This is a genomic window from Mesorhizobium sp. BH1-1-4 (assembly GCF_020165665.1).
Taxonomy (GTDB): Bacteria; Pseudomonadota; Alphaproteobacteria; order Rhizobiales; family Rhizobiaceae; genus Mesorhizobium.
The window spans coordinates 704,968-728,093 of record NZ_JAIUIN010000001.1 but is presented as its reverse complement, the minus strand read 5'-3'; the positions used below and the strand labels follow the sequence as shown (position 1 = coordinate 728,093).

20 protein-coding genes are annotated in these 23,126 nt (G+C 60.6%); 17 read left to right on the top strand and 3 right to left on the bottom strand.

Translation table 11 applies throughout. The annotated features are described in order from the left end of the window. Nucleotides 1–70 precede the first annotated feature (70 nt). From LB569_RS03320 to LB569_RS03310, 3 genes are all read right to left on the bottom strand, one after another. Nucleotides 71–964 carry an ABC transporter permease gene (locus LB569_RS03320; protein WP_224691047.1) on the bottom strand — a complete coding sequence of 298 codons (894 nt, stop codon included), beginning with the start codon at nucleotides 962–964 and terminating at the stop codon, nucleotides 71–73. Nucleotides 965–1,074: 110 nt separating this feature from the next. Continuing rightward, complete coding sequence (locus LB569_RS03315) at nucleotides 1,075–2,709, bottom strand: sugar ABC transporter ATP-binding protein (RefSeq protein WP_224691046.1); 1,635 nt, start codon at nucleotides 2,707–2,709, stop codon at nucleotides 1,075–1,077. Then, nucleotides 2,633–3,691 carry an ABC transporter substrate-binding protein gene (locus LB569_RS03310; protein WP_224691045.1) on the bottom strand — a complete coding sequence of 353 codons (1,059 nt, stop codon included), beginning with the start codon at nucleotides 3,689–3,691 and terminating at the stop codon, nucleotides 2,633–2,635. Before LB569_RS03310 ends, LB569_RS03315 begins: the two co-directional genes overlap by 77 nt. A 302-nt stretch (nucleotides 3,692–3,993) precedes the next feature. Here LB569_RS03310 and LB569_RS03305 point away from each other — a divergent pair, with 302 nt between their 5' ends. From LB569_RS03305 to LB569_RS03225, 17 genes are all read left to right on the top strand, one after another. Continuing rightward, the gene (locus LB569_RS03305) at nucleotides 3,994–4,893 is read left to right on the top strand and encodes a DeoR/GlpR family DNA-binding transcription regulator (RefSeq protein WP_318013094.1); all 900 of its coding nucleotides are present in this window, start codon (nucleotides 3,994–3,996) and stop codon (nucleotides 4,891–4,893) included. After that, nucleotides 4,880–5,974 carry a four-carbon acid sugar kinase family protein gene (locus LB569_RS03300; RefSeq protein ID WP_224691044.1) on the top strand — a complete coding sequence of 365 codons (1,095 nt, stop codon included), beginning with the start codon at nucleotides 4,880–4,882 and terminating at the stop codon, nucleotides 5,972–5,974. Before LB569_RS03305 ends, LB569_RS03300 begins: the two co-directional genes overlap by 14 nt. Before the next feature lie 257 nt (nucleotides 5,975–6,231). Then, nucleotides 6,232–7,236 (top strand): 4-hydroxythreonine-4-phosphate dehydrogenase PdxA, encoded by a 1,005-nt coding sequence (pdxA, locus tag LB569_RS03295; protein WP_411970183.1) that lies wholly within the window; start codon nucleotides 6,232–6,234, stop codon nucleotides 7,234–7,236. A 41-nt stretch (nucleotides 7,237–7,277) separates the two neighbouring features. Beyond that, nucleotides 7,278–8,768 (top strand): aldehyde dehydrogenase, encoded by a 1,491-nt coding sequence (gene aldA, locus LB569_RS03290; RefSeq protein WP_224691042.1) that lies wholly within the window; start codon nucleotides 7,278–7,280, stop codon nucleotides 8,766–8,768. A gap of 76 nt (nucleotides 8,769–8,844) precedes the next feature. Beyond that, the gene (locus tag LB569_RS03285) at nucleotides 8,845–9,987 is read left to right on the top strand and encodes a substrate-binding domain-containing protein (RefSeq protein WP_224691041.1); all 1,143 of its coding nucleotides are present in this window, start codon (nucleotides 8,845–8,847) and stop codon (nucleotides 9,985–9,987) included. A gap of 63 nt (nucleotides 9,988–10,050) precedes the next feature. Next, a complete protein-coding gene (locus tag LB569_RS03280) occupies nucleotides 10,051–11,634 on the top strand; it encodes a sugar ABC transporter ATP-binding protein (protein WP_224691040.1) in 1,584 nt (527 codons plus the stop codon). Then, nucleotides 11,631–12,578, top strand: coding sequence for an ABC transporter permease (locus LB569_RS03275; protein WP_224691039.1), 948 nt, complete (start codon nucleotides 11,631–11,633; stop codon nucleotides 12,576–12,578). Before LB569_RS03280 ends, LB569_RS03275 begins: the two co-directional genes overlap by 4 nt. A 160-nt stretch (nucleotides 12,579–12,738) precedes the next feature. Further along, a complete protein-coding gene (locus LB569_RS03270) occupies nucleotides 12,739–14,265 on the top strand; it encodes a sugar ABC transporter ATP-binding protein (RefSeq protein WP_224691125.1) in 1,527 nt (508 codons plus the stop codon). After that, a complete protein-coding gene (locus tag LB569_RS03265) occupies nucleotides 14,262–15,278 on the top strand; it encodes an ABC transporter permease (RefSeq protein WP_224691038.1) in 1,017 nt (338 codons plus the stop codon). Before LB569_RS03270 ends, LB569_RS03265 begins: the two co-directional genes overlap by 4 nt. A gap of 122 nt (nucleotides 15,279–15,400) precedes the next feature. Continuing rightward, nucleotides 15,401–16,324 carry an ABC transporter permease gene (locus LB569_RS03260; protein ID WP_224691037.1) on the top strand — a complete coding sequence of 308 codons (924 nt, stop codon included), beginning with the start codon at nucleotides 15,401–15,403 and terminating at the stop codon, nucleotides 16,322–16,324. Nucleotides 16,325–16,406: 82 nt separating this feature from the next. After that, nucleotides 16,407–17,630, top strand: a complete 1,224-nt coding sequence (locus tag LB569_RS03255) for a sugar ABC transporter substrate-binding protein (RefSeq protein ID WP_224691036.1) — start codon at nucleotides 16,407–16,409, stop codon at nucleotides 17,628–17,630. A 59-nt stretch (nucleotides 17,631–17,689) separates the two neighbouring features. Further along, nucleotides 17,690–18,979 carry a histidinol dehydrogenase gene (gene hisD / locus LB569_RS03250; RefSeq protein WP_224691124.1) on the top strand — a complete coding sequence of 430 codons (1,290 nt, stop codon included), beginning with the start codon at nucleotides 17,690–17,692 and terminating at the stop codon, nucleotides 18,977–18,979. A 60-nt stretch (nucleotides 18,980–19,039) separates the two neighbouring features. Further along, on the top strand, nucleotides 19,040–20,083 hold the full coding sequence (locus tag LB569_RS03245; RefSeq protein ID WP_224691035.1) for a LacI family DNA-binding transcriptional regulator: 1,044 nt from the start codon (nucleotides 19,040–19,042) through the stop codon (nucleotides 20,081–20,083). Continuing rightward, nucleotides 20,070–20,633, top strand: a complete 564-nt coding sequence (locus tag LB569_RS03240; protein ID WP_224691034.1) for a hypothetical protein — start codon at nucleotides 20,070–20,072, stop codon at nucleotides 20,631–20,633. The genes LB569_RS03245 and LB569_RS03240 overlap by 14 nt, the downstream gene beginning before the upstream one ends. A gap of 10 nt (nucleotides 20,634–20,643) precedes the next feature. Beyond that, the gene (locus tag LB569_RS03235; protein ID WP_224691033.1) at nucleotides 20,644–21,534 is read left to right on the top strand and encodes an N-acyl homoserine lactonase family protein; all 891 of its coding nucleotides are present in this window, start codon (nucleotides 20,644–20,646) and stop codon (nucleotides 21,532–21,534) included. Then, complete coding sequence (locus LB569_RS03230; RefSeq protein WP_224691032.1) at nucleotides 21,531–22,478, top strand: 3-hydroxyacyl-CoA dehydrogenase; 948 nt, start codon at nucleotides 21,531–21,533, stop codon at nucleotides 22,476–22,478. Before LB569_RS03235 ends, LB569_RS03230 begins: the two co-directional genes overlap by 4 nt. Before the next feature lie 265 nt (nucleotides 22,479–22,743). Continuing rightward, the gene (locus LB569_RS03225; protein WP_224691031.1) at nucleotides 22,744–23,040 is read left to right on the top strand and encodes an ATP-binding cassette domain-containing protein; all 297 of its coding nucleotides are present in this window, start codon (nucleotides 22,744–22,746) and stop codon (nucleotides 23,038–23,040) included. Nucleotides 23,041–23,126: the final 86 nt, after the last annotated feature.

Genomic DNA, 23,126 nt, shown 5'->3' with positions numbered 1-23,126 from the left:
CAACTTCGAGTGCGCGAAGATCCGCTAAAGAGGCGCAAGATCTCCCCCAACCGCATGTCGACGCTTCCGGTCACTTGATGATGCCGATCTTCCTGCGATCAATGGTCACGAATACCGCGCAGACCAGGACCGTGCCCTTGACGATATTCTGAAGGTATGGATCGACACCGGCCATGTTCATTCCGTTGGAAAGCAGAGTGATGATCAAAACGCCCAGCGTGGTGCCGACAACACTGCCGACACCTCCGGTCAACGGTGTTCCGCCGACCACCACCGCGGCAATGACGTCCAGTTCCAGCCCCTCCCCGAGTTGAGCGGTGGCGGCCATGGCGCGCGCGCCTTGCAGCAAGCCGGCAATGCCGCACAAGGCGCCGAGAAGCACATACATATAGATTTTCACGCGTGCGACCTGGATGCCCGTTAAAATGGCGACACGTTCCCCACCGCCTATGGCGCGAACCTCGCGCCCGAACACCGTCCTGTTGATGATGCCATACGCGACAACCATCAGCACCAGGCCAATGATCACGGAATGCGGAATGCCCAAAGTCCGATTGGTATAGACATTCAGGAATTGCTCATCCTCGATCGAGACAGGAGCGCCACGTGTGAAAAGCAGCACGATGCCGCGATAGACCACCATCGCGCCCATGGTTGCGATGAAGGACGGCACCTTGCCTTTGGCCAGGAGAACGCCGTTGATCAATCCGGCAACAGCACCGACGGCAATGGCGGGAATGATCGCTGCGGCGCCAAGACTGTCAGCTGTCAATGCCGCTGCCAACGCCGCGAGTGCAACAATTGAACCGACCGAAAGATCGATTGAACCGGCCATGATGACGAAGGTCATGCCGAGCGCAGCAACCAGCAGCACCGTGCCTTGTTGAAGCACGATGAGAAGGTTGCTGAAAGTCAGGAACCGTGGCGAGGCTATCGAGAAGATCACAATGAGCAGGACGAGCATGGCGAGCGGAAAGCCGCGCTTGACGACTTCGAACCGGCTGGCATTGACGCCAGGTTCCCCGGTTGCGTTCGGTGTTTTGGTGGCGATCGAGGTCTCGTTCGTTTCCATGGTCAGGCCATATGTCCAATGATGTCATGCTCGGTGGCATCTGCTGCCGTCTCGATGCGATGCGTAATTTGTCCTTGCCGGAGCACCAGCAAGCGGTCCGACATACCGATCAGTTCGGCCATGTCTTCTGAAGACAGGATCACGGCGAGGCCCTGCGCCGCCTTCTGCCTGACGATGCGATAGATTTCCGTGCGGGCGCCGATATCGACCCCGCGTGTAGGATTGTTGAGCAGGAGCAGACGCGGCTGGACAGCCAGGCATTTGCCGATCACCACCTTTTGCAAATTGCCTCCCGAGAGTGAACGGCAGGACGAATCGACGCTTTGTGTCTTGATGCCGATCTGGGCGATGAGGTCACCCGCGATGGCAGTGGCGGCGGCGCGATCGAAGAACGGCCCATGATTCGGCGGGCGGGCCATCACCAGATTGTCGAGGATACTGAAGTCGGCGATCAGGCCTTCATTGTGACGGTCACCCGGCAGATAGGCGACGCCCTGTCCCCAGGCAGATGTCGGGCTGGATGGCGCATATGAACCACCCGCAAGCTTCATCGAGCCGCCACGCAAGGGCAAGTCGCCGCAAATGGCCGCGAACAGCGCTTCGGCGCCAGCGCCCTTCAATCCGGCAAGGCCGAGAATTTCGCCGGCACGCACATTCAGGCTGACGCCGCCGAGTTCGCGCCCAACGGCGACCTCGCAGGCTTCGAAGACAACTGGCTTGCTTTGATCTCTCGGCGGCCGCGGCGGATAGATGCTTCTCGCGAGCTCGCGCCCCACCATGCGGCGATGAATTTCATTGGGCTCGATCTCGGTCGTGCGATAGGTTCCGACATATTGCCCGTCTTTCAGGATCGTCAATTCATCCGCGACGGCGAGCACCTCATCGAGATGATGAGAAACGAAGGCGACCGTCATCCCCTGCACCTTGAGTTCGCTGATGACGCGAAGGACGGCCTGAACCTCTCGATGATCGAGATAGGCGGTGGATTCGTCGAGAAGGAGGATTTTCGGATTTGCAGACAGCGCTCGGGCGATCTCGATGCATTTCAGCTCGCCGAGATTGAGGCGGCCTGTATCGGCAGAGACCGATATTTGCGCGCCGATCCGTTCCAGGATCGCTTGCGCCGCGGCTTCCATACGTCTGCGATCGATAAAACCGAGAGGGCCGGCGAACTGCCGCAGGCGATCGATGAAGATGTTTTCGGCAACAGTCAGCGAACGGTTGATCGTGATTTCCTGGTATACAAGCGATACGCCAAGGGCCGCCGCACCGATGGCGCTTGGTGGTGCATAGCTTGCTTCATCCAACGTCATGACGCCGCTGTCAGGCCGCTCCGCGCCCGCAAGCATACGCAAGGTCGTCGATTTGCCGGCTCCGTTTTCGCCGACGATGGCGTGAACCATACCGGGCCGAAGCACCACGGATACGCCATCCACGGCACGTGTCTGGCCGTAGCTTTTGCGCAGGTCGCTCGCAGCAAGTGTCATGAATTGACTACGCCCAAATGCCAAGCAGAGCCTGCCTGCAACCGTGGGATCACAGGCAGACCCAATCGGACCTTCAGTTGCTATACTGCATCTCGAACACGGCCGGCTTGGCGTCCTTGTTGTAGAAGCGGGAGTGCTGCTTAAAATCATATGTTGGCACGCCGCCGGGGAAGTCCTTCTCGAACTGCGCAACGCGATCCTTGGTCAGCGGCAGCAGCTTCAGCTTGACATTGTCGGCGCCCGCGGGAACCGGAATTCCCTTGATCTGGTCGAAAAGGGCGACAAGGGCGAAGCCGCCCTGAAGCCAATGACCGCCAATATCGAATAGCAGGTCGCCGGACTTTACCGCATCGACATTCTCGGGGTTGAGATCCATCCCGACGACCATAACGTCCTTGCCGGGCGCTTTCCCATGGTTCTTGAGCGCAGCCATTACGCCGGTCGCGGTGCCGCCGTTGGCGGCCCAGACGCCGGTGATGTCCGGGTTGCCCTGAAAGAGGGACTCAAATGCGGTCTGTGACGTATCACGGACGAAATTGCCATCGACTTCGCCGGCGACGCGCACATCGGGCGCTTCCTTGAGAGCATCTTCCAGCCCCTTGCGGCGATCAATGGCGACCGAGGTGCCGGCGGTGCCGTTCACCACTCCGATAACTTTCTTGCCATCAGGCCCCGGCTTGATCGCGGCGAACAGCGCCTTGGCCATTTGGTATCCGGCGTCCTCATCGCTCGGCCCGATAAAGGCGATGTAATTGGGGAAACGCTCGGTTTGAGGCGAAAAATCCGGATAGCTGTCGGTAAGGATGACCGGTATCTCGGCTTCCTTCGCCAGGGTAAGCCCGCGAGCGGCAGTGGCCCAATAGGGCGTGAAGACAATGCCGTCGACCTTCTGGGCCACCAGATCCTCAAGCGACTTGACCATCTGGTCAGGCTTGTTGTCGGCATTGAGCACGACGAGCTTCACACCAAGCTCATCCGCTCCCTTCTTCATGAAAGCGACATAACTGTTCCAGAATTGCGCATCCAGGGTCGGCACGACAACGCCGACCGTGGGTTCATCGGCAGCGACGGCCGCCGTTGACAAGAAGGCCGCGGCAGCGGCGCCGACAAGGGCCGATTTCAGCTTCGACAAGAAAGACATGGTTCCTCCAACCCGGTTCGCAACAGAGCCAAGCGCTCTGAATCGCTGACTTAATTCCCATTTTTTGACAAGAACTGCGCACTTGTCAGTGCCAATTGACGATGATTGACGATCACCGCTTATCACATATGGTCAAAATCAGTCAAAATAATTCTAATAAGACCAAAAGCGACAGGAATTCGCTCATCGCCATGACAAACCAGTGGGCTCGCCGAATGAATTCGTGATATTCGCGATGCTGGGCTCGCTATGATTCCGGCGAGCGCGTTGCTGCACTGTGCGGAGATACGAACGTGGCAAGGAATGTTCGAAAATCAACGGTGGAAGATACCGGGCCCTCGGCGTCCGCCGGGTCATGGGAAGACGATGGCGGGCGTGGACGGGTCGATCTGATACCGGCCAAGCGCCATGCTTTCATTCTCGAATGCCTCAAACGGGAAGGAACCGTCGGCGTTCAGGAACTCATCGATCTCATCGGCGCGTCACCTTCGACCATACGGCGAGACCTCGAGACACTGGAACGGCAGGGAGCATTGGAGCGAACGCACGGTGGCGCGATGCTTCAACGCACGGAACTCGCCACCTTCGAGCCGGATCTCGCCACTGCCGCGCACTTCGCCAGGGCTGAGAAGGAGGCCATAGGTGCGGCCATGATGTCGGAACTTCGCCCCGGCCAGAGTGTCATTTTCGACGCAAGCACGACAGTTCTGGAAGTCGCTCGCGCCATCGCGGCTGCACCCATTGCGCTTACGGCCGTCACCAACAGTCTCGCGATCGCGCAGATACTTGCAAACGTGCCTGGAGTGCGGCTCGTCATGCTTGGAGGCACCTGCAAGCCGGGTTCTCTGACTCTGGTTGGCCAGCCTGGCGAGAATTTCCTGCGCACCATCCACGCCGATGTGGCAATTCTGGGCACTCACGCCATCACCGGGGACATGCTCACGGAGACCTCGCTCGAGGTCGCGGCGATGAAGCAGGCGATGATCGCCGCGGCGCGCCGGGTCGTCGTGCTTGCCGACAATTCCAAATTCACCACTCCCAATTTCTGCACCATCTGCCGCCTGGCCGACATCCACCAGATCATTACCGATGACGGCATCGATCAGGCCAACCTCACCAATCTTCGGACGCTCGATGTGAACGTCCGCGTCGTGCGCGTCAGCCGTTCGGGTTCTTCAGTTGAGCGTACTTGAGACTGTGGATATCCGGATCATCGCGGACGACCTGACCGGCGCCCTGGACAGCGCGGTTTGCTTCGCCTCGCCAGGCCAGGGTGTCCGCGTGAGCTGGCAACTGGATCGTGAGCTCTCGGGCCGTTTGGCTGTCGATATCGCCACACGTGAGGGCGCCGAGACAACGGCCGTCGCGAGACATTTGAGGTTCGCGCCGTGGCTTGCCGCCGGACAGCTGAGTTTCAAGAAGATCGACAGCCTTTTGCGCGGTCACGTCATCGCCGAAATAGAAGCCTGTATCGTCGACAGCGGCTACCAGCGCGTTGTCCTGGCGCCCGCGTTCCCCTTTCAGGGCCGCGTTACACGCCTTGGGCGTCAATGGCGGCTCGACCGGCCCGAAATGGTAGGTCCCGACATCGTCGCCGGCTTGGGTCGGCGCTTTTCGTCTGGCCGGTCGGTACCGGGGGAGCGGCCAGTTCATTTCATCACGCTCTACGACGCCGAAACGGACAAGGACCTGAACGAAATCGTTGCAACGGCGAGCGCGCCGCGGACGCTCTGGGTTGGTACGGGCGGCCTGGCTGCCGCGCTGGCACGGCACCTGGGCACGCCACACAAACCTGTTCCGGCATTGCCCGCCCCATTCCTGGGCCTTGTCGGCACCAATCACGAAGTCACGGCGGCGCAAGTGGCCTGCTTTTCCGCCGGGCATGCGGACGCGCATATCGTCGTGGAAAGCGACATCGACAAAGCGAAAAGGGATTTGGCGAAACGCATCATGAGAGGCGCGCCATCGGTTGTCACCGTCGCTGCATCGGGTGATCGCCACGTGGTGGCGGATCATATCAGCAAGGCGTTTGCCTCGCTTCTCGACGGCTTGCCAATGCCTGGAACGCTGCTCGTCACCGGCGGTGAAACATTGCGATCGGTGTGCTCCAGCCTGGGCGTCGTCGCACTCACGGTCGAGAGCGAGATTGAGCCGGGGCTTCCGATCTCCAGGATCGAAGCCGGCGTCTTCAAGGGGCTGGCCACAATCTCGAAATCTGGCGCATTCGGCGACAGCGCCCTCTTCTGCAGGCTCGCGGCTCCAGCCCATCGCTGATCACGACCGTCGCCGACCAAAGGCATTGGGGGCGGGTCGTTAGCGCCGGTCAAATGACGTCAAACGACGGTTCAGCAGCCCGGGGATATGGGATCGCCCCTTCGGAGCGGTTGAAAAACATGCGGATTTTCACCGCGCGGTTGATTACGAATGACCGCAAAAGAAAACTATTGCGTATTCATGGTTATAAGGATTAGAAGATGATCACAATTGACCAATTAGAGGCGTTCATGTCTGGTCCAAGACTCGGCATCACAATGGGTGATCCTGCGGGCATCGGCCCCGAGATCATCGCAAAGGCATGCGCACGGCTGAAACCGCGCCTTGCCGACGGATCGTTGTCCCTTCTCATAATCGGCAGCGTCACCGCGATGCGTGCAATGGAGTCGATTTCCGGGCGCATCGAGGAGGAACAGCCGTCGGCTTCGGCCACTGGGGTTTTTCCGCCGCTGGCCATTCTGGAAGCCGGCCCCGAACGGACACCTATTGAGACAGGCGTCCTGTCGGCCGAAGGCGGGCGCCTCGCCTATCTGGCGATCGAAAAGGCTGTTCGCCTGGCGCAGGCCGGTTCAATTGCAGGCATCGTTACGGCCCCCCTCAACAAGGAAGCGCTCAATCTGGCCGGCTATCATTATGCCGGCCACACCGACATGCTGGCAGAACTGACAGGCGCCCGCGATTCCGTGATGATGCTCGCCCATGGCGATTTTCGCGTCAGCCACGTCTCGACCCATGTGGCGCTGGCCCAGGTTCCGTCGAAACTGACCGAGCCTCGGCTGCGGCGGGTTATCCAGTTGACGGTCGAGGCGTTGCGCGGCCTCGGCATTGCCCATCCCCGCATTGCGATCGCCGCGCTTAACCCGCACGCCGGTGAGGGCGGCATTTTCGGTCGTGAGGATATCGACATCACGACCCCTGTCGTCGTCTCCTACAAATCCGCGGATTTTACGGTATTCGGGCCTGTTCCGGGCGATACGGTTTTCGTCAAGCTGCGTGCCCGCCAGTATGACGCCGTGGTCGCGATGTATCACGATCAGGGCCATGTCCCCGTGAAATTGCTCGGCTTCAACGTCGATCCCGTGACCGGTGAGTGGAAAGCGCTCTCCGGTGTCAATGTCACGCTCGGCCTTCCGATCATCCGCACCTCCGTCGACCACGGCACGGCCTTCGATATAGCCGGCAGGGGCATCGCCAATGAGGACAGTCTGGTCGAAGCGATCGAGTTCGCGGTCCAGATGGCCGCGGCGAAATCCAACCCTTAGGCGTCGGCACGCCTGCAACGCACGCGGAAGCGGATTGAACCATGGCAGTAGAAGACAAGACATCCTATCTCATGTTGATCGACGGGAAGTTTGTCAGCGGCGAAGCCGGCACGCGATCGGTGATCAATCCGGCCAATGGCATGGCCTTTGTCGACGTGCCAGAGGCAAGCCCGGACCAGGCTCGCCAGGCGATAGAAGCCGCCCGCAAGGCGCAGAAGGCTTGGGGGCTCAAATCGCCTCTCGCCCGCGCGATGATCATGAAGCGGATCGCGGTCCTGATCCGGCAGAATGCCCAACATCTGGCCGAAGTGGTGGTCAGGGAACAAGGCAAACCGATCAATGAAGCAATAGGTGAAGTCGGCGGCGCGGCCGAGTTCTTCGACTACTACGCCGAGTTTGCCCGTCGCATTCAAGGTGAGATCCTGCCATCCGACTACGCGGGAGAGCAGGTCTGGATACAGCGTGTGCCGGTAGGCGTCGTCGCCGCCATAATTCCATGGAATTACCCGAGCGCCCTGGTCAGCCGCAAGGTGGCGCCAGCCATGATCGCCGGCGACACCATCGTCATCAAGCCGCATGAAGACACGCCCCTTTCGGCGCTCGAAATGGCCCGCATCTTTGTCGAAGCGGGCGTGCCGGCCGGCGTGGTGAACGTCATAACGGGACGAGGTGAAACTATCGGCGAAGTGCTCTGCACGCAACCCGGCGTCGACCTCATCACCATGACGGGAAGCGTACCGACCGGCAAGCGCATCATGGCGAATGCGTCGCGCAATCTGACGCCTGTTTCGCTGGAGCTAGGCGGCAAGGCCCCATTCATCGTCCTGGCTGATGCCGATCTCGAACTGGCGGTTCGTTCCGCGGCCACGTCGCGCTACATGAATTGCGGACAGGTCTGCATATGCAACGAACGCACGCTCGTTCACCGTTCGATTTACGATCAGTTCGTCACACGCTTCGTGGAATTCTCCAAGTCGCTCGTCGTCGGCGATCCGATGCAGGCAAATACGGATATCGGCCCGAAAGTCAGCCGCGACGAGCTGGAAAAGGTCGAGGCGGTCCTTGCGGAAGCCGTCGCGGGCGGCGCGAGGCTTGCCCTCGCAGGCGGGCGCCCGACCAAGGCGCCGATCGATGGCGGCTACTGGCTCAATCCGACCGTACTGACAGACGTCACGCCCGACATGCCGATCATGACGCGCGAAATCTTCGGCCCGGTCGTGCCGATCATGCCCTTCGACACTTTCGAGGAGGCGGTCAGCATCACCAATGCCAGCAACTATGGCCTGTCGGCCTATCTTTTCACCAATGATCTGGGCCGCGTCATGAACGCCGTAAACGAGGTTTCGTTCGGTGAGATCTACGTGAACCGGATTGGACCGGAAATGCTGCAGGGTTTCCATGTCGGCTTCCGCGAAAGCGGCCTGGGCGGTGACGACGGCGTGCATGGGCTCGAGAGCTACATGCGCAAGAAGACGGTCTACGTGAACTATTCGGGTGCCGCCACGGCGGCATTGATGCCTTACGGGCGCTGAACAGCGCCCAACCAGTACGACCAGCCAGGTCGCCACCCGGCCGTTGCGGCCGTTTCATCTGATCGGGAGGAATGACATGCACTATCGTGGATTTATGGGGGCCGCCTTGGCCTTGGCGCTATCGGGACTGGCCGCATCGCCGGCGCTCGCCGATGACGCCATTCCACCGGCAGCAAAAGCCCTGCTCGAGCCGCTGCCCTTGTCGCCGAGGGGCCAACCTGTCCCAGGCTTCCCGGACGGTCCGCCGGCGGTATCACCCGATGTGCTGAAATTCTCCGATGAGGACCTTGCCAAGCTCAAGGCGGGAAAGTTCACCGCTGGCCTGGTGATGCACACCATGGATGCCGGCTGGCCTCAGTTGCAAGTCGCCGGAATCAGCAACACGCTCAAGGACCTGGGCATCGAAGTTGTCGGAACCACCGACGCCAAGTTCCAGCCCGGGCAGCAGATCAGCGATCTGGAGCAGATGATCGCCCGCAAGCCGGACGTGATCTTCTCGATCCCGATCGATCCGAAGTCTGAGTCCGAAGCCTACAAGAAGGCAGCGGCAGCTGGCATCAAGCTGGTTTTCATGGACAACGTCCCCGTCGATATGGCGCCCGCCAAGGACTATGTGACCGTCGTCGCTTCCGACAACGAGAAGAACGCCTATTTCGCCGCGCAGGAACTTGTCGGGGCGATTGGTGGCAAGGGTGAGGTCGGCGTCATCACGCTGGTTTATGACTATTACTACTCGGTCGCGGCCCGCAAGGTCGGTGCCTTGAAGGCGTTCGGTGAACATCCCGACATCAAGGTTGCCGATATCGGCACCTTCACGGCGCCGGAGAAGGCTTACGAGGTTGCCACCGCAATGTTGACGGCGCACCCCGACATGAAGGGTATTTTCGTTGCCTGGGACACGCCCGCCCAGCAAGTCGTGGCTGCGGCAAAGACACTCGGCCGCGATATCGTCGTCACCACCAATGACATTGCCGCGGACAGCGCGCTGAACGTTGCACGTGGCGAATTTCTGGCGGTAGGCGCGCAGCGTCCCTACGACCAGGGCGTCGCCGAGGCCAAGGCAGCCGCGCTTGCACTGCTTGGACATGACGTCCCGCCATACATCTCGGTGCCGACATTGCGTGTCAAGAAACTCGATCTTCTCAGTGCCCTCAAGCAGGTCACCAAGGAAGACGCTCCCGCCTCGGTGGTGAAAATCTGCAACGGCGAATGCTTCTAGCCACTTTTCGTCGGCGGGCCCCCGCGGTCCGCCGCCGCTCCCCAAGCGATCGAGAAAATCGTCATGGCCGAAGCCAAAACCTCAACATCCCGGAACGCGATCGTAGCGATGCAACGCATCAGCAAGTCGTTTGGCGCGAACCGCGTGCTGTCCAATGTTTCGTTCGAGGTCATGGCCGGTGAAACGCACGCGCTGCTCGGCGAGAATGGTGCGGGAAAATCGACGCTCATGAAGATTCTCATGGGAGCCTATCGAACGGATGAAGGCCGCATCCTGTTCGCTGGAGAGGACGTCACCGCCTTGTCGCTTCGCGAGAGGATCGACCGCGGTATCGCAATGATCTTCCAGGAACTGAGCGTCTTGCCGAACCGCTCGGTTGCCGAAAACCTGTTCGTCCTTCGCGAGCCGCTCGCCTACGGCCTGCGCGTCGACGCCAGAAAAATGGTTCGCGATGCCCAGGCTCTGATCGAGCGGTACGCCTTCTCGCTTGATGCTTCCGCGCGTGTGGGCGATCTGGCCTTCGCCCAACGGCAGATGGTCGAGATCCTCAAGGCGATCTCGCGCGGCGCCAAACTGCTCGTCATGGATGAACCGACTTCCTCTCTGACCATCCACGAGGAAGAAACACTTTTCCGCACCATCGGTCAGCTCAAGCAGAACGGGATCGGTATCGTCTACATCAGCCATCGCATGGCCGATGTGCTGCGGCTTTCGGATCGCATCTCGATCATCAAGGATGGGCGGCTGGTTGGCCCGCTTGATCCGGGCAGCACATCGATCGAGCAGATCGCCGCGATGATGTCGCGGCCAAAGGGCGAAGCGTCGTTGCCTACCGTGGCGGCGCCTGCGAAACGCCCCCCGGCAACGCCGGTCGGGACGCCGGCTCTCGAGGTCCGCGATCTGGCCACATCGCGCAAGCTGTCCGACGTATCGTTCTCGATCGATCCAGGCGAGATCATCGGCCTTGCCGGGCTTGTCGGCAGCGGCCGCTCGACGTTGGGCAAAGCCTTGTTCGGCATCCTTCCGGATGTATCCGGCCACATCACTGTCGCGGGAGAACCCGTTCGCCCAGGCAGCGTCAGTGGGGCCATCGCTGCTGGTGTCGCGCTTGTTCCAGAAGACCGTCGGCTCGAAGGGCTTGTTGGCGGGCGCTCGATCGAGGAGAACCTCTCCCTTCCCCGCCTTTCCGATTTCTCGCTGGCGGGCCCCTTTGGGCCGATGGCGAAGGCCCGGATAACGGCACTATTCCGACAATACCGCGACGACCTCAATATCCTGTGCCGCGGCCCCTTGCAGAAAGCCCAGGAGCTTTCGGGCGGCAATCAGCAGAAGATCGTCTTCGCAAAATGGCTGGCAATGAAGCCGAAGCTGTTGATCCTCGATGAGCCAACCTCCGGCGTCGACGTCAATGCCAAGCGCGATATGCGCGAGCTTGTGCGTCGCACGGCCGGCGAAGGCGTCGCCGTGCTGCTCATTTCCTCGGAACTCGAGGAACTCCTGGATCTGTCCGATCGCATTCTGGTGATGGCGCAGGGGCGGATAACCCGCAGCATCGGCAACGCGCACGACGAGGCCGCGCTGCGCGCGTTGCTGCAGGCCGAGGCCGCCAGACAAACCAACGTAGGCACCCAGGGAGTTGCAGCGTGAAACCGTCCTCGATGCCGATGCGCTTAGCTGCGATGGATTTCTTCCGCGATCACATCACCTATGTGATCTTTCTAGTGATCACCCTCTATTTCGTCTTGTTCGCTCCCCACTTCGCGTCGGTCTCAACCGCAAGCGCGGTTCTGCGTATCACGGCCATCGTCTCCGTGATGGCGATCGGCATGACGTTCGTCATCATCTGCGGTGAAATCGACCTGTCGGTTGGGTCGGTTGCCAGCTTCTCAGGCATGATCGGAGCCTTGCTGCTCGATCAAAATGTCCCGACCTATGTCGCCGCGCTTCTGGTGTTGAGCGCCGGGGCCGCGATCGGAGCAGTGTCGGGCGTGCTTGTTACAAAACTGCGCATCCCATCGTTTCTTGTGACCCTTGGCATGTTGTCCATCTTTTCCGGGCTGGCGCTGACCATCACCGGCACCCGGCCAGTGTCGATCGTCGATGATGATTTTTCGAATCTGTTCTGGAACGGCAGTTTCCTCGGCGTTCAGGCACCGATCTGGTGGACGATCGTCCTTACGGCCGCCGGCTACTACCTGCTGCATCAGATGCCCTACGGCCGGCGTGTTTATGCGACCGGTGGAAATGCCGTTGCCGCGCGCTTTTCCGGCGTGCGCACGGACGGCGTCAAGATCTTCGCTTTTGTGTTGTGCGGCATGACCGCATCCCTGGCGGGCCTGATGCTCGCGGCTCGCTCAACGGCTGGCAATCCCAGCCTGGGAGCGGGTCTTGAACTGGACGTGATCGCGGCTGTGATCATAGGCGGGACAAGTCTCTTTGGCGGTTACGGATCAATCGTCGGTTCCGTCGTCGGTGCGATCTTCATAGGCATTCTCGGGTTTGGCCTTCTCGTTCTCGGTCTCTCGACCAGCATTCAGGAGGTCATTAAGGGAGCCATCATCATCATTGCCGTCTCGTTGAACCGCCGATGAAAGCAGCAGCGAGGTATGAAAACTCGATGGTGTGTGGCTCCGCCATTTAACCAGCGATGATCGGTTGATCGCAGCGCGTTTCGATGAAATAGTAAAAAGAGAACGTTCTCACAGCGTATTTTGGGATCGAAGAGAACGTTTTGGAGGAAATCCGTTGAGTGTGTCGCCGCCACGATTGCAGGCCGTTGCCGTTACCAAATCTTACGGTGCGACCACAGCATTGGAAAATGTGTCGCTGGATCTGGCGGCGGGCGAAGTCCATGCGCTGCTCGGCGAAAACGGCGCCGGCAAGTCCACGCTGGTCAAGATCCTCAGCGGTGTGCTTGCGCCAAACAGCGGTCAGATGCATCTCGACGGTGCGGTCTATGCGCCGCATTCAATCCTCCATGCACGACAAGCAGGCGTGGCGACGGCTTTCCAGGAATTGAGCCTTGCGCCCAACTTGACCGTTGCCGAAGCGCTGCTGCTGCCCGCCATGAAGCGCGGGGCGTTCGGCCTGGTCTCTCCCTACCAGACAGCGCGAGCCGCAGCTGAAATCCTGCACCGCTATCGTTTGGATGACGTCTCGCCGATCGCTGGCATCGCCAGCCTGTCGCTCGCCCACAGGCAGCGCCTGGAGATCGCCCGCGCCATGCACTATGCCGAAAAGGTTCTTATCCTTGATGAACCTACGGCGGCATTGACCGATGTCGAATGGTTGTTCGATCTGGTTCGCAGCACGACTGCGGCCGGGACCGCGGTCCTCTATATCTCTCACCGCCTGGCCGAGGTGCGCACCTTGTGCAAGCAGGCAACGGTGTTGCGAAACGGCCGTTCTGTGGCAAGCGTCGGACTGTCAGATGCCAGCGATGCCGATATTTTCGAGCTGATGGTCGGCCGCACGGAGATGGCGCACGGACGCCGCACCCACTCGCTCGGTCGCGAGACGCGTTCGGTGCTCGAACTGAAGAATGTCACCGGCGCAAAACTCAAGGGCGTCACACTCGACGTGAAAGAGGGCGAGATCGTTGGCATCGCCGCCTTGGAAGGCCAAGGTCAGCGCGAACTTTTCCGCACGCTTGTCGGCCTGGATAAAGCGACGTCGGGAGAAATACTCGTCGAGGGAAAACCCGTACAACCAAAGAGCCCGCGTCATGCCATCACGGCCGGACTGAGCTTCCTTCCTGAAGAACGCAAGGTGGAAGGGATATTCTCGACGCTGTCGACGGCAGCAAACATCGTGCTGCCCGTCATCCAGAACATCAGCCGGGCCGGCTTTGTCTGGCCCGCGCTGGAACGGGACGGTGCCGCACGGGCATCCGAAGCGGTCGAACTTAATCCTCGCTATCTCGATTTTCGTATCGCCGACCTCTCCGGAGGCAATCAGCAGAAGGCGTTGCTTGCGCGTGCGATGTTTACGGGCGCGCGCACGTTGCTTCTCTACGATCCGACACGAGGTGTAGATGTCGGCACCAAGCAGGCTATCTACGCAGCCATTCAGGCCTTCGCCGACAGGGGTGGATCGGTGCTTCTCTATTCATCGGAACTGACGGAACTGACGCGTCTGGCCGACCGCTGTCTGGTGCTCTACGGCGCACGTATTTTCGAGCAGTTCACGGGCGAAGCCATCGAAGAGCGTGCGCTGGTCGCAGCCCTTACCGGTCATTCCCGAGACCCCGCAAAATCAAAGCGCGAGGCCGCGGCATGAGCATTCTTGCAACCAAGACAGCAGCCACCCGTCACCGTCTCGCTCCGTCAATGTCGGCAAGGGCAAAAGCCTTGCTGGCCAGCGGCACCGGCATCATCATTGTTCTCTACATCATCCTCTATGGCCTGTATTCCATATGGGATCCTACCGCGCTCACCGCCGACACGGTGCTCAACCTAACGAACAATGCCGTTCCCCTTGCGATCGCGGCGGCGGGTCAGACGTTGATCGTGCTGTCCAGAGGCTTCGACCTTTCCGTCGCCGGCGTCATCTCGCTGACCAATGTCATCATGGCCGCCTATCCGCTGGACGGCCCGATGGGAGCGGTCGAAAGCCTTGCCATCTGCCTGGCGATCGGGGGCCTGGTCGGCCTGATAAACGGCTTCCTCGTCGCTGTGCTGCGTCTCCAGTCGATCGCCGCCACGCTGGCGACGATGATCATCTGCCAGGGCCTTTCATTGGTGATCCTCGACGCGCCGGGAGGTACGGTCGCCGATTTCATTTCCTACGATCTGACCGACGTGCTTTTCGGCGTGATCCCGATCTCGGGGCTCTTCGTCGCGGCCGTTGTCGTCCTCTGGATGATTTGCCGACGCACGGCGTTCGGCACGGGCCTCTATGTCGTGGGGGCTGACGAAACAGCCGCGCATCTGTCCGGTATCAATGTCAAACGTGTGCGAATCCTAAGCTTTGTCATCGGCGGCATGCTCTACGGCCTCGCGGGTTTCATGCTCAGCGCTCAAACCGCGACAGGTAATCCCAACGCAGGCGCCTCTTTCCTGATGCTGACCTTCGCAGCCGTAGCGCTCGGCGGCACCTCGTTGAGCGGTGGGCGCGGCAGTGTCATCGCCAGCATCATCGGCGCCGCCACGCTCATGTTGCTGCAGAAGGTGCTGTTCGCCGGTGGCGTGTCGTCCTTCTACACCGGCATTTTCCAGGGCGTGGTGCTCGTGATGGCGGTGGTGTTTGGAAATGTCGTGACGCATTTTGTCGAACGAAGAGGTGCATCGTGACCGAAACGCACTCTCCCGGCGTGACTTTAACCCCTGCCCCGCAGGCACGACGACAGACGGAAAGTGCGGCTGACAATCGGCGCACCGCCCGCTTGCGGTCAGAGACAATCACGGCGGTCTGCGTGTTCGGCATCAGTATCCTGCTGGTGCTGGGGTCGCGCTTCGTCAGCCCGACACTCGGCTCATGGGATCACGTCAACACCATTATCCTACTAGCGTCGTTCCTGATCGTCGTGGCCTTCGGCCAGGGGATCGTCATCATGATCGGAGGTCTCGACCTTTCGGTCCCGGCGCTCATAACGCTTGGCGGCGTGCTAACGACCAGCTGGATCGATGCCTCGAACGGCATGAGCTTGCCGCTGATACCGGCAATCTTGCTGATCTGCGCCTGCATTGGCGGGATCAGCGGCCTTGGGGTGACCTTGCTGCGTATCCCGCCCTTCATCATGACCATGGCGACCGGGATCATCACCGCTTCCGCGGCACTTGGGCTGACGAGCGGTACACCGCGCGGCGCGGCTCCCCCAATCCTGACCGCGCTGATGAAAGCGAGTTGGATCGGCATCCCGGTCATCCTCCTGTTCATCGTGGCTTTCGCCATCTTCGGCTCAGTGCTGCAGGGTCGAACGTCCTACGGTCGCCGCCTGACGGCCATCGGCGCCAATCCGGTCGCGGCTGATGTCGCAGGCATTGCAGTGCGCAGTTCGGTTCTGATCGCCTATATGCTGAGCGCAGCCGCATCTGGGTTTGCCGGCATGATGCTGGCGGGCTACGCAAACGGCGCAACGCTGCGCATGGGCGACGACTATCTGCTGCCCTCGATTGCAGCTGTCGTCATCGGCGGCTCGTCCATTCTTGGTGGCAGTGGCTCTTTTGTCGCCACGATAGGCGGCGCGATCCTGCTCACGGCGTTGAGCACGGTGATCTCGGCCCTTGGCATTCCACAGGGCTGGCGCACAGTTATCGAGGGCTCGATCATCCTCATAGCCTTGCTCCTGCTGAGGGAAAACACCTTCGCGTTTCTAAGACGCCGATTGGCGCGGTAAAAGACCGCCCGCGCCCGGCGATCCGGGACGTTCAGTGAGAACGTTCCCATCAACAAGCGGTCAACGATCTGGGAGACCTTCGATGCCAAACTGGAAGAGAAAACTAAGTCTATGCGCAGCCGCTCTTTGTACTGCCGCGGTCAGCCTTTCGCTCACCGCCCCGTCGGCGTCAGCGCAGGACAAGAAGTTCAAAATCTACCTGAGCATGAGCTACAGCGGCAACTCTTGGCAGTCGGAGGCAGCCAACATCGTCAAGGCGCTTGCCGCCACCCCACCCTACGACAAGACCGTGGAACTGACCCAGGTGATCTCGGGCACGGATCCCCAGGCTCAGATCGCTGCGTATGAGAGCATGATTGCCGCCAAAGCCGACGGCATTATCAGCTTTCCGATTTCTTCCACCGCCCTCAATCGCGTCATCCACAAAGGCTGCGAGAAGGGCGTGAAGTTCTTCATGTACGACGCGACGGTCACCGAGCCCTGCGCCTACAACGTCAGTTACATTACCGCTGGCTTTGGCGAGAACAGCGCTCAGGCCCTGGTCAATGCGCTCGGCGGCAAAGGCAAGATCTTCCTCAGCCGCGGCGTTCCGGGCAACTCGGTCGACAAGCGCCACACCGATGGAGCCATGTCGGTCTTCAATAAGTACCCCGGCATACAGGTCGTGGACGAATACTATTCCTTCTGGGACGACCGTACGACCCAGCAGGAAACAGCCAAGGCGCTCGCAGCGCATCCCGACGTCGACGGCATCTGGGCTCAGGCCGGTGAATACGGTGCGATCCAGGCCCTCATGGACAAGGGAAGCAAACTGGTGCCGATGACGGGCGAAAACTCGAATGGCTTCCGCCTTGCGCTGGCCAATCCAGATTTCCAGAAGCGTGGCCTGAAAGGCGTTTCCGCCGGCTCGCCGCCGGCCAGTGCTGGCTATGCTTTCAAGCTGATGATGGAAGCCCTGACTGGAAAGCGCGATCTCAAGCCGGGCAACATCGAATATCCTCTGCCATGGGTGCCCGCCGACCAGGTCAAGCTGTGCAAAGGCCAGACGTTCGAAGATGGTTGCAACGCCTTCCCGGAAGGCGTCGTGCCCAGTTCCTTCGTGACGGAGGTGTTCAGCCCGACGCTGCTGCCGGAGCTTTCCATCCAGTCGGCGCTTGAAGGCAAGCCAACCCCAGGCGCGACCATCCAGCCTTTGCCGGCCGATGTTCCGAAAGCCGCCGACGAGCCCGGCATCAACTGCCAGAAATGCGAGCCGCCGGCAGACCAGTACAAGCTCACCAAGGTTCAGCCAACCGTCAATCCGTAATGGCCAAGGCGGGCGGCGTCACGCCGCCCGCTCCACCTTTTTCAAGAACGAGGACGAACATGCCCAGTTATCTCAAGCGCGGCCAGGACGCGAGCACAGTGGCGGCGGTCGACGCCAGAACGCGATTGACCGTTGAAAATATTCTCGCCGACGTCGAGGCGAGAGGTGACGCGGCCGTGCGCGAGCTCTCTGAAAAATTCGACAACTGGTCGCCAGAAAGCTTTCGCCTTTCCGAGCAGGACATTGAAAAAGCCCTGTCCGCGGTTGCTCCACGCGATCTTGAAGACATCCGCTTCGCCCAGGCGCAAGTGCGCAATTTTGCCCAGCATCAGCGCGATTCCATCAGGGATATCGAAGTCGAGACCCTGCCCGGCGTCGTACTCGGCCACCGCAACATTCCAGTCAATGCCGTTGGCTGTTATGTGCCCGGCGGCAAATATCCGATGGTTGCTTCGGCGCATATGAGCGTGGTCACGGCGCGCGTAGCCGGCGTGAAGCGCGTGATTGCCTGCGCACCGCCTTTCCACGGCGGCCCGCATCCGGCGATCGTCGCCGCCATGCATCTGGGCGGTGCCGACGAAATCTACGTGCTTGGCGGTGTGCAGGCAGTAGCCGCCATGGCGCTCGGCACCGGTACTATCGCCCCGGTCGACATGCTGGTCGGTCCCGGCAATGCCTTTGTCGCCGAAGCCAAGCGCCAGCTCTTCGGCCGCGTCGGTATCGACCTCTTCGCTGGCCCGACCGAAACACTGATCATCGCCGACGAAAGCGTCGACGGCGAGATCTGCGCAACCGATCTCCTCGGCCAGGCCGAGCATGGGCCCACCTCGCCCGCCGTCTTGCTTACCACCTCCGAGAAGCTCGCCCGGGCAACGATGGCCGAAGTCGAACGGCAGCTTCTGCGATTGCCGACAGCGGAACTCGCCGGCAAGGCCTGGGCAGACTACGGCGAAGTGATCGTGTGTGAGTCCGATGAGGAGATGGTGCGCGAGGCGAACCGCATCGCTTCCGAGCATGTGCAGGTCATGACGAGCGACCCCGATTACTTCTTGAACAACATGACCAACTACGGCGCCTTGTTCCTTGGGCCCCGCACGAATGTGGCATTTGGCGACAAGGTCATCGGCACGAACCACACGCTGCCGACCAAGAAAGCAGCACGCTATACTGGCGGACTGTGGGTCGGCAAATTTCTCAAGACCTGCACATACCAGCGGATCCTCACCGACGAGGCCAGTGGACTGGTCGGCGAATATTGCTCGAGGTTGTGCATGCTGGAAGGTTTTGCCGGACACGCCGAGCAGGCCAATATCCGCGTGCGGCGCTACGGCGGCCGAAACGCCGCTTGACGACCTTGAACAAAGCACGTCGAAAACATGGTTCGCCGCTAAAACTGGAGCCTAGCAGCCATGACCGAAGTCGCCCTGAAGCAGCCTCACACGCCCCGCATAACGGTGAAAGATTTGGCAAGACAATTGGGCATGTCGGTATCCACGGTTTCGCGAGCCTTTTACGAGGACGCCGTGATCGCGCCAAAGACGCGCGCGAGAATCCTCGCGCGCGCGGCGGAACTCGGCTACCAGCCCAATCCGCTCGCACGCGGCCTCATCACCAAGAGCAGCCGCATCGTCGGCATCGTCGTGTCCGACATCACCAATCCATTCTACCCCGAAGTGCTGACGCGGCTGACGGGAAAGCTGCAAGCCCTGGACCTGAATGTGATGCTGGTGGTGACCGAACCAAAGCGCAGCGAGGATGAGACGCTTCGCGTCCTGCTCTCCTATCACCCCGACGTGGTGATCATCCTGGCCACGACGCTTTCTTCGGCATCGTCCGATGCTTGCCGCAAGGTCGGTACACCCGTCGTGTTTTTCAACCGCTACGATGCCAGCCAGCGCTCCTATGCGGTGACCTGCGACAATGAACTCGGCGGCAGGACGGTCGCCGACCACCTGATCGATCTCGGACACAGGCGCCTGGCCTATGTCGCCGGCTTGCCGAATGCCTCGACCAACGTCGATCGCTGGAAGGGTTTTCATGCCCGCTGCCTGGAAAGAGGCGTGCAGGCTCCTCTCAGCAGCGTAGGGCAGGAATTCAGCTACGCGGCCGGCTATGCCGCCGCGCATGGGTTTCTCTCGTCCGACGAACCACCGACTGCGCTTTTCTGTGCGAACGACATCCTGGCGATCGGCGCCATGGACGCGGCAAGACGCGATTTCGGCCTTTCGATACCGGACCGTCTGTCCGTCGTTGGTTTCGATGACATCGCGATGGCCTCCTGGCCGTCGCATGATCTCACAACTGTTGGTCAGCCAATGGAACTGATGGTGGAGCGCACCGTGGACCTGACGCTGTCCCTGTCGCGCAACGATGCCAGTCAGCCCGCCCTGCAGCGCATTCCGGGAAAACTCGTCGAACGCAGCACCACGAGGGCCATCGATGGCAGGCAATAAGTCTTCTCTGTCGATGCTGGACTGGGCGGCGCAAATTCATGGCCTGGACTGTGCTGGCTTTGGCCCCGCTCGCGAAGTCGCGGCCTTGTCTCTGCCTGAAGGTGTGGCGGATGAGGTGGTCGCCTATGGTCTCGAGGCCCGCCAGGTCTACAACGGTCTTAAGCGTTTAATCGGGCAGGTCGCTGGCCTGATGATCCTGCTGCAGGCAAGCGGCCGCCGCGAAGTGCTCGATCTTCCGTCTATCGCCAGTGCCGCGGAATTGTTCGACGAACTCCGCGAACGCCTTTCAAAGTTGCGGACAACGTCTCGCCTTGATGTGCATCTGCAGCAGTTGATGAGCGCACACAGGCTCGTGGGCACCTGCCTCGCTGTTTTGCGCGAGCAGCAAGCTGCCAAGAACACCCCAGACCTCGCCGAGCCGCTCGGCAATTTGTCGGCGGCTTACAGGCATCTGCAATCGGCATCCGAGGATCGCTTCGGAATGACCATGGTCGACTTCAGGCATTCCTGTTGCAACTGCGGGGCCGAAGGCCGCTTATCATCAGTCTAGGGAGGAAATAATGTCACAGTATTCGATCTGGATTCTCGAATATTCCTACGTCACCAAATACCACAAAAGTGGCGTTCTTTATGGTGCGCACAACCAGGGCTACGTCAAACTTCCGTACTGCTACGCCCTGATCAAAGGCAACGGGCACGTTGCCATGGTGGATGTCGGTTACAACGACAAAGACTATGGAAAGCACCTTGGAGACAAGTTCGGTGTCGAGAACTGGCGCTCCCCAAAGGAGGTTCTCGCCGGGGTCGGCCTGACACCCGAGGAGGTCGATACGGTCTTCATCACCCACGCCCATTTCGACCATTTCGGCAATGTCGAGGATTTTCCGAAGGCGAAATTCTACATTCAGGAACGCGAGATCGCGAAGTGGACCTGGGCGATGTCGCTGCCTGACAGGCTCCGCTGGATGATGGTGGCTGTCGATCCCGGCGACATCATCCGTGGCGTCGATCTTGCGCGCCAGAAACGGCTCATTTGCGTCGATGGCACCGTAGAGAACGCTCTTCCGGGGATCGACCTTCATGTCGCTTACGACAGCCACACCTTTGCGTCCATGTGGGTCAATGTCCGCAACGACGGCAAGGCGCGGTCTTCCGACGCCTGGGTGCTCGCCGGCGACCTGGTCTATGTCTTCGAGAATGTCGAAGGCCCAGGGGGCGTCGTCGATGTCGATACGCCGATGTATGTGCCGGTCGGTCTTGCTCTTGGCAGCCAACAGAACCTGTTGATGGCCACCGAAGCGATGATGAAACAGGTCGGCTATGAAGCCCAACGTGTCATTCCAGTACACGAGGAAAGGCTCAAGGACCGCTTTCCGTCGCGGATCACCAAGGACGGACTGCGCATTTCGGAGATCTGCCTGGCTGACGGCGAGACGTCCAAGGTACGATGATGACAGGGAAGTTGAAGCAAGTCGCAGTTATCGGCGGCGGACTGGTCGGAAGCGGCTGGGCGGTCGTCTTTGCGCGTGCCGGCATCCCGGTTCGGCTATTCGACGCAAGTGAAGACATCCGGCAAGGCGCGCCCTCTCGTATCCGTGCCAGTCTTTCGGACATGCAAGAGTTTGGTCTGGTCAGCGATGTCGATGCAATCGCGCAACGCATCGAAGTGGTTGACAGCTTGGTCGATGCAGTATCAGCGGCCAACTATGTTCAGGAATCCGTCTTCGAACGCGTCGACGTAAAAAAAGCAGTGTCCGCCGAGATCGGCGCGGCCATGCGTGACGATGCGGTGGTTGGCAGTTCGAGTTCAGGCATACCGGCATCTGCGTTTACGGACCAGGCTCCCAGGCGTTCGCGCTTTCTAATCGCCCACCCGGTCAATCCGCCGCATCTGGTGCCGCTTGTCGAACTGGTAGCTGCGCCATGGACAGATCCGGAAATCGTTCCATGGCTGCGCGAGGCGATGGAGCAAGTCGGACAGGTGCCGATCGTCGTCAACCGTGAGATCGAAGGCTTTATTCTCAACCGCCTCCAAGGTGCGCTGCTGAACGAGGCCTGGGCGCTGTTGGATGCGGGCTTGGCAAGCGTGGCCGACATCGATCGAACAGTTGCTCATGGTCTCGGCCTGCGCTGGTCGTTCATGGGACCGTTCGAGACGATCGATCTGAATGCGCCCGGTGGCATAGACGATTACGCGCAGCGTTTGGGAACGCTTTACCACTCGATCGCGCAGGATCGCCGCGATCCGAAACCTTGGTCCCCTGATCTGATAGAATTCGCCACGGCCGAGCGCCGGGAAATACTCGCAAAGCCAGAGCTTGAGGCCCGTTCGGCATGGCGCAACCGTCGGCTTATGGCTCTAATTTCTCATAAGCGGGATCAGCCGGAGTGCTAGATTTTCTCCGGTCCGCAAGAAGCGATCGAGGTCACATGATGTATGGAAAAACGGAGGCAGAGGCTGGCGAAATAGCACCGTTGCCGCCCTTCGTCGCGCTGCAGCTGAGGCACCTTTTTCATGGCGCCTAGAGCAAGTGCCTATGGATGTGCCTCTTCGGGGCGAGCGAGCATTATGAAATCGCCAGCACTCTTCTGATCTCATCGATCCTGCCGAGATCTTGAGGGTTCGCGGGCTCAGCGCCAGCTATGGTGGCCGCGTAGTCGTGAGCGGGATCGACCTATCCCTTTGCCGGGGCGACATCCTTGGCTTGCTCGGCGCCAATGGTTCGGGCAAGTCCACCTTGCTCAGGGCGATCACCGACCAGATCCGGCCGCACGGGGGGACCGTGGCGATCGACGCCGACCTTGCCAGTGTGCCGGAACGCGCCAAGTCCGGCTTCGGCCTTGCCATCGATCCATCCGACCTGCCGGCGGCCCTGTTGACCGGGCGGCAATATCTTGAGCTCGTCGCCGAGAGGGATGGCAGGGCGCACTTGGTGATGCATCACTACGAAGGCTAATTGGCCGGCGCTCATTGGGCGGGGGGCTTTGGGGTTTAAATGAGCGCCGGCCGGGCGGTTCGCTCGGATCCGCCGCAGCCGGACTG

Coding starts and splice junctions, on each gene's coding strand:
- LB569_RS03320 (WP_224691047.1), bottom strand. CDS start 964: ATGCTCGTCCTGCTCATTGTGATCTTCTCGATAGCCTCGCCACGGTTC.
- LB569_RS03315 (WP_224691046.1), bottom strand. CDS start 2,709: ATGATTTTAAGCAGCACTCCCGCTTCTACAACAAGGACGCCAAGCCGG.
- pdxA (WP_411970183.1), top strand. CDS start 6,232: ATGGGTGATCCTGCGGGCATCGGCCCCGAGATCATCGCAAAGGCATGC.
- aldA (WP_224691042.1), top strand. CDS start 7,278: ATGGCAGTAGAAGACAAGACATCCTATCTCATGTTGATCGACGGGAAG.
- LB569_RS03285 (WP_224691041.1), top strand. CDS start 8,845: ATGCACTATCGTGGATTTATGGGGGCCGCCTTGGCCTTGGCGCTATCG.
- LB569_RS03280 (WP_224691040.1), top strand. CDS start 10,051: ATGGCCGAAGCCAAAACCTCAACATCCCGGAACGCGATCGTAGCGATG.
- LB569_RS03265 (WP_224691038.1), top strand. CDS start 14,262: ATGAGCATTCTTGCAACCAAGACAGCAGCCACCCGTCACCGTCTCGCT.
- LB569_RS03255 (WP_224691036.1), top strand. CDS start 16,407: ATGCCAAACTGGAAGAGAAAACTAAGTCTATGCGCAGCCGCTCTTTGT.
- hisD (WP_224691124.1), top strand. CDS start 17,690: ATGCCCAGTTATCTCAAGCGCGGCCAGGACGCGAGCACAGTGGCGGCG.
- LB569_RS03245 (WP_224691035.1), top strand. CDS start 19,040: ATGACCGAAGTCGCCCTGAAGCAGCCTCACACGCCCCGCATAACGGTG.
- LB569_RS03240 (WP_224691034.1), top strand. CDS start 20,070: ATGGCAGGCAATAAGTCTTCTCTGTCGATGCTGGACTGGGCGGCGCAA.
- LB569_RS03235 (WP_224691033.1), top strand. CDS start 20,644: ATGTCACAGTATTCGATCTGGATTCTCGAATATTCCTACGTCACCAAA.
- LB569_RS03230 (WP_224691032.1), top strand. CDS start 21,531: ATGATGACAGGGAAGTTGAAGCAAGTCGCAGTTATCGGCGGCGGACTG.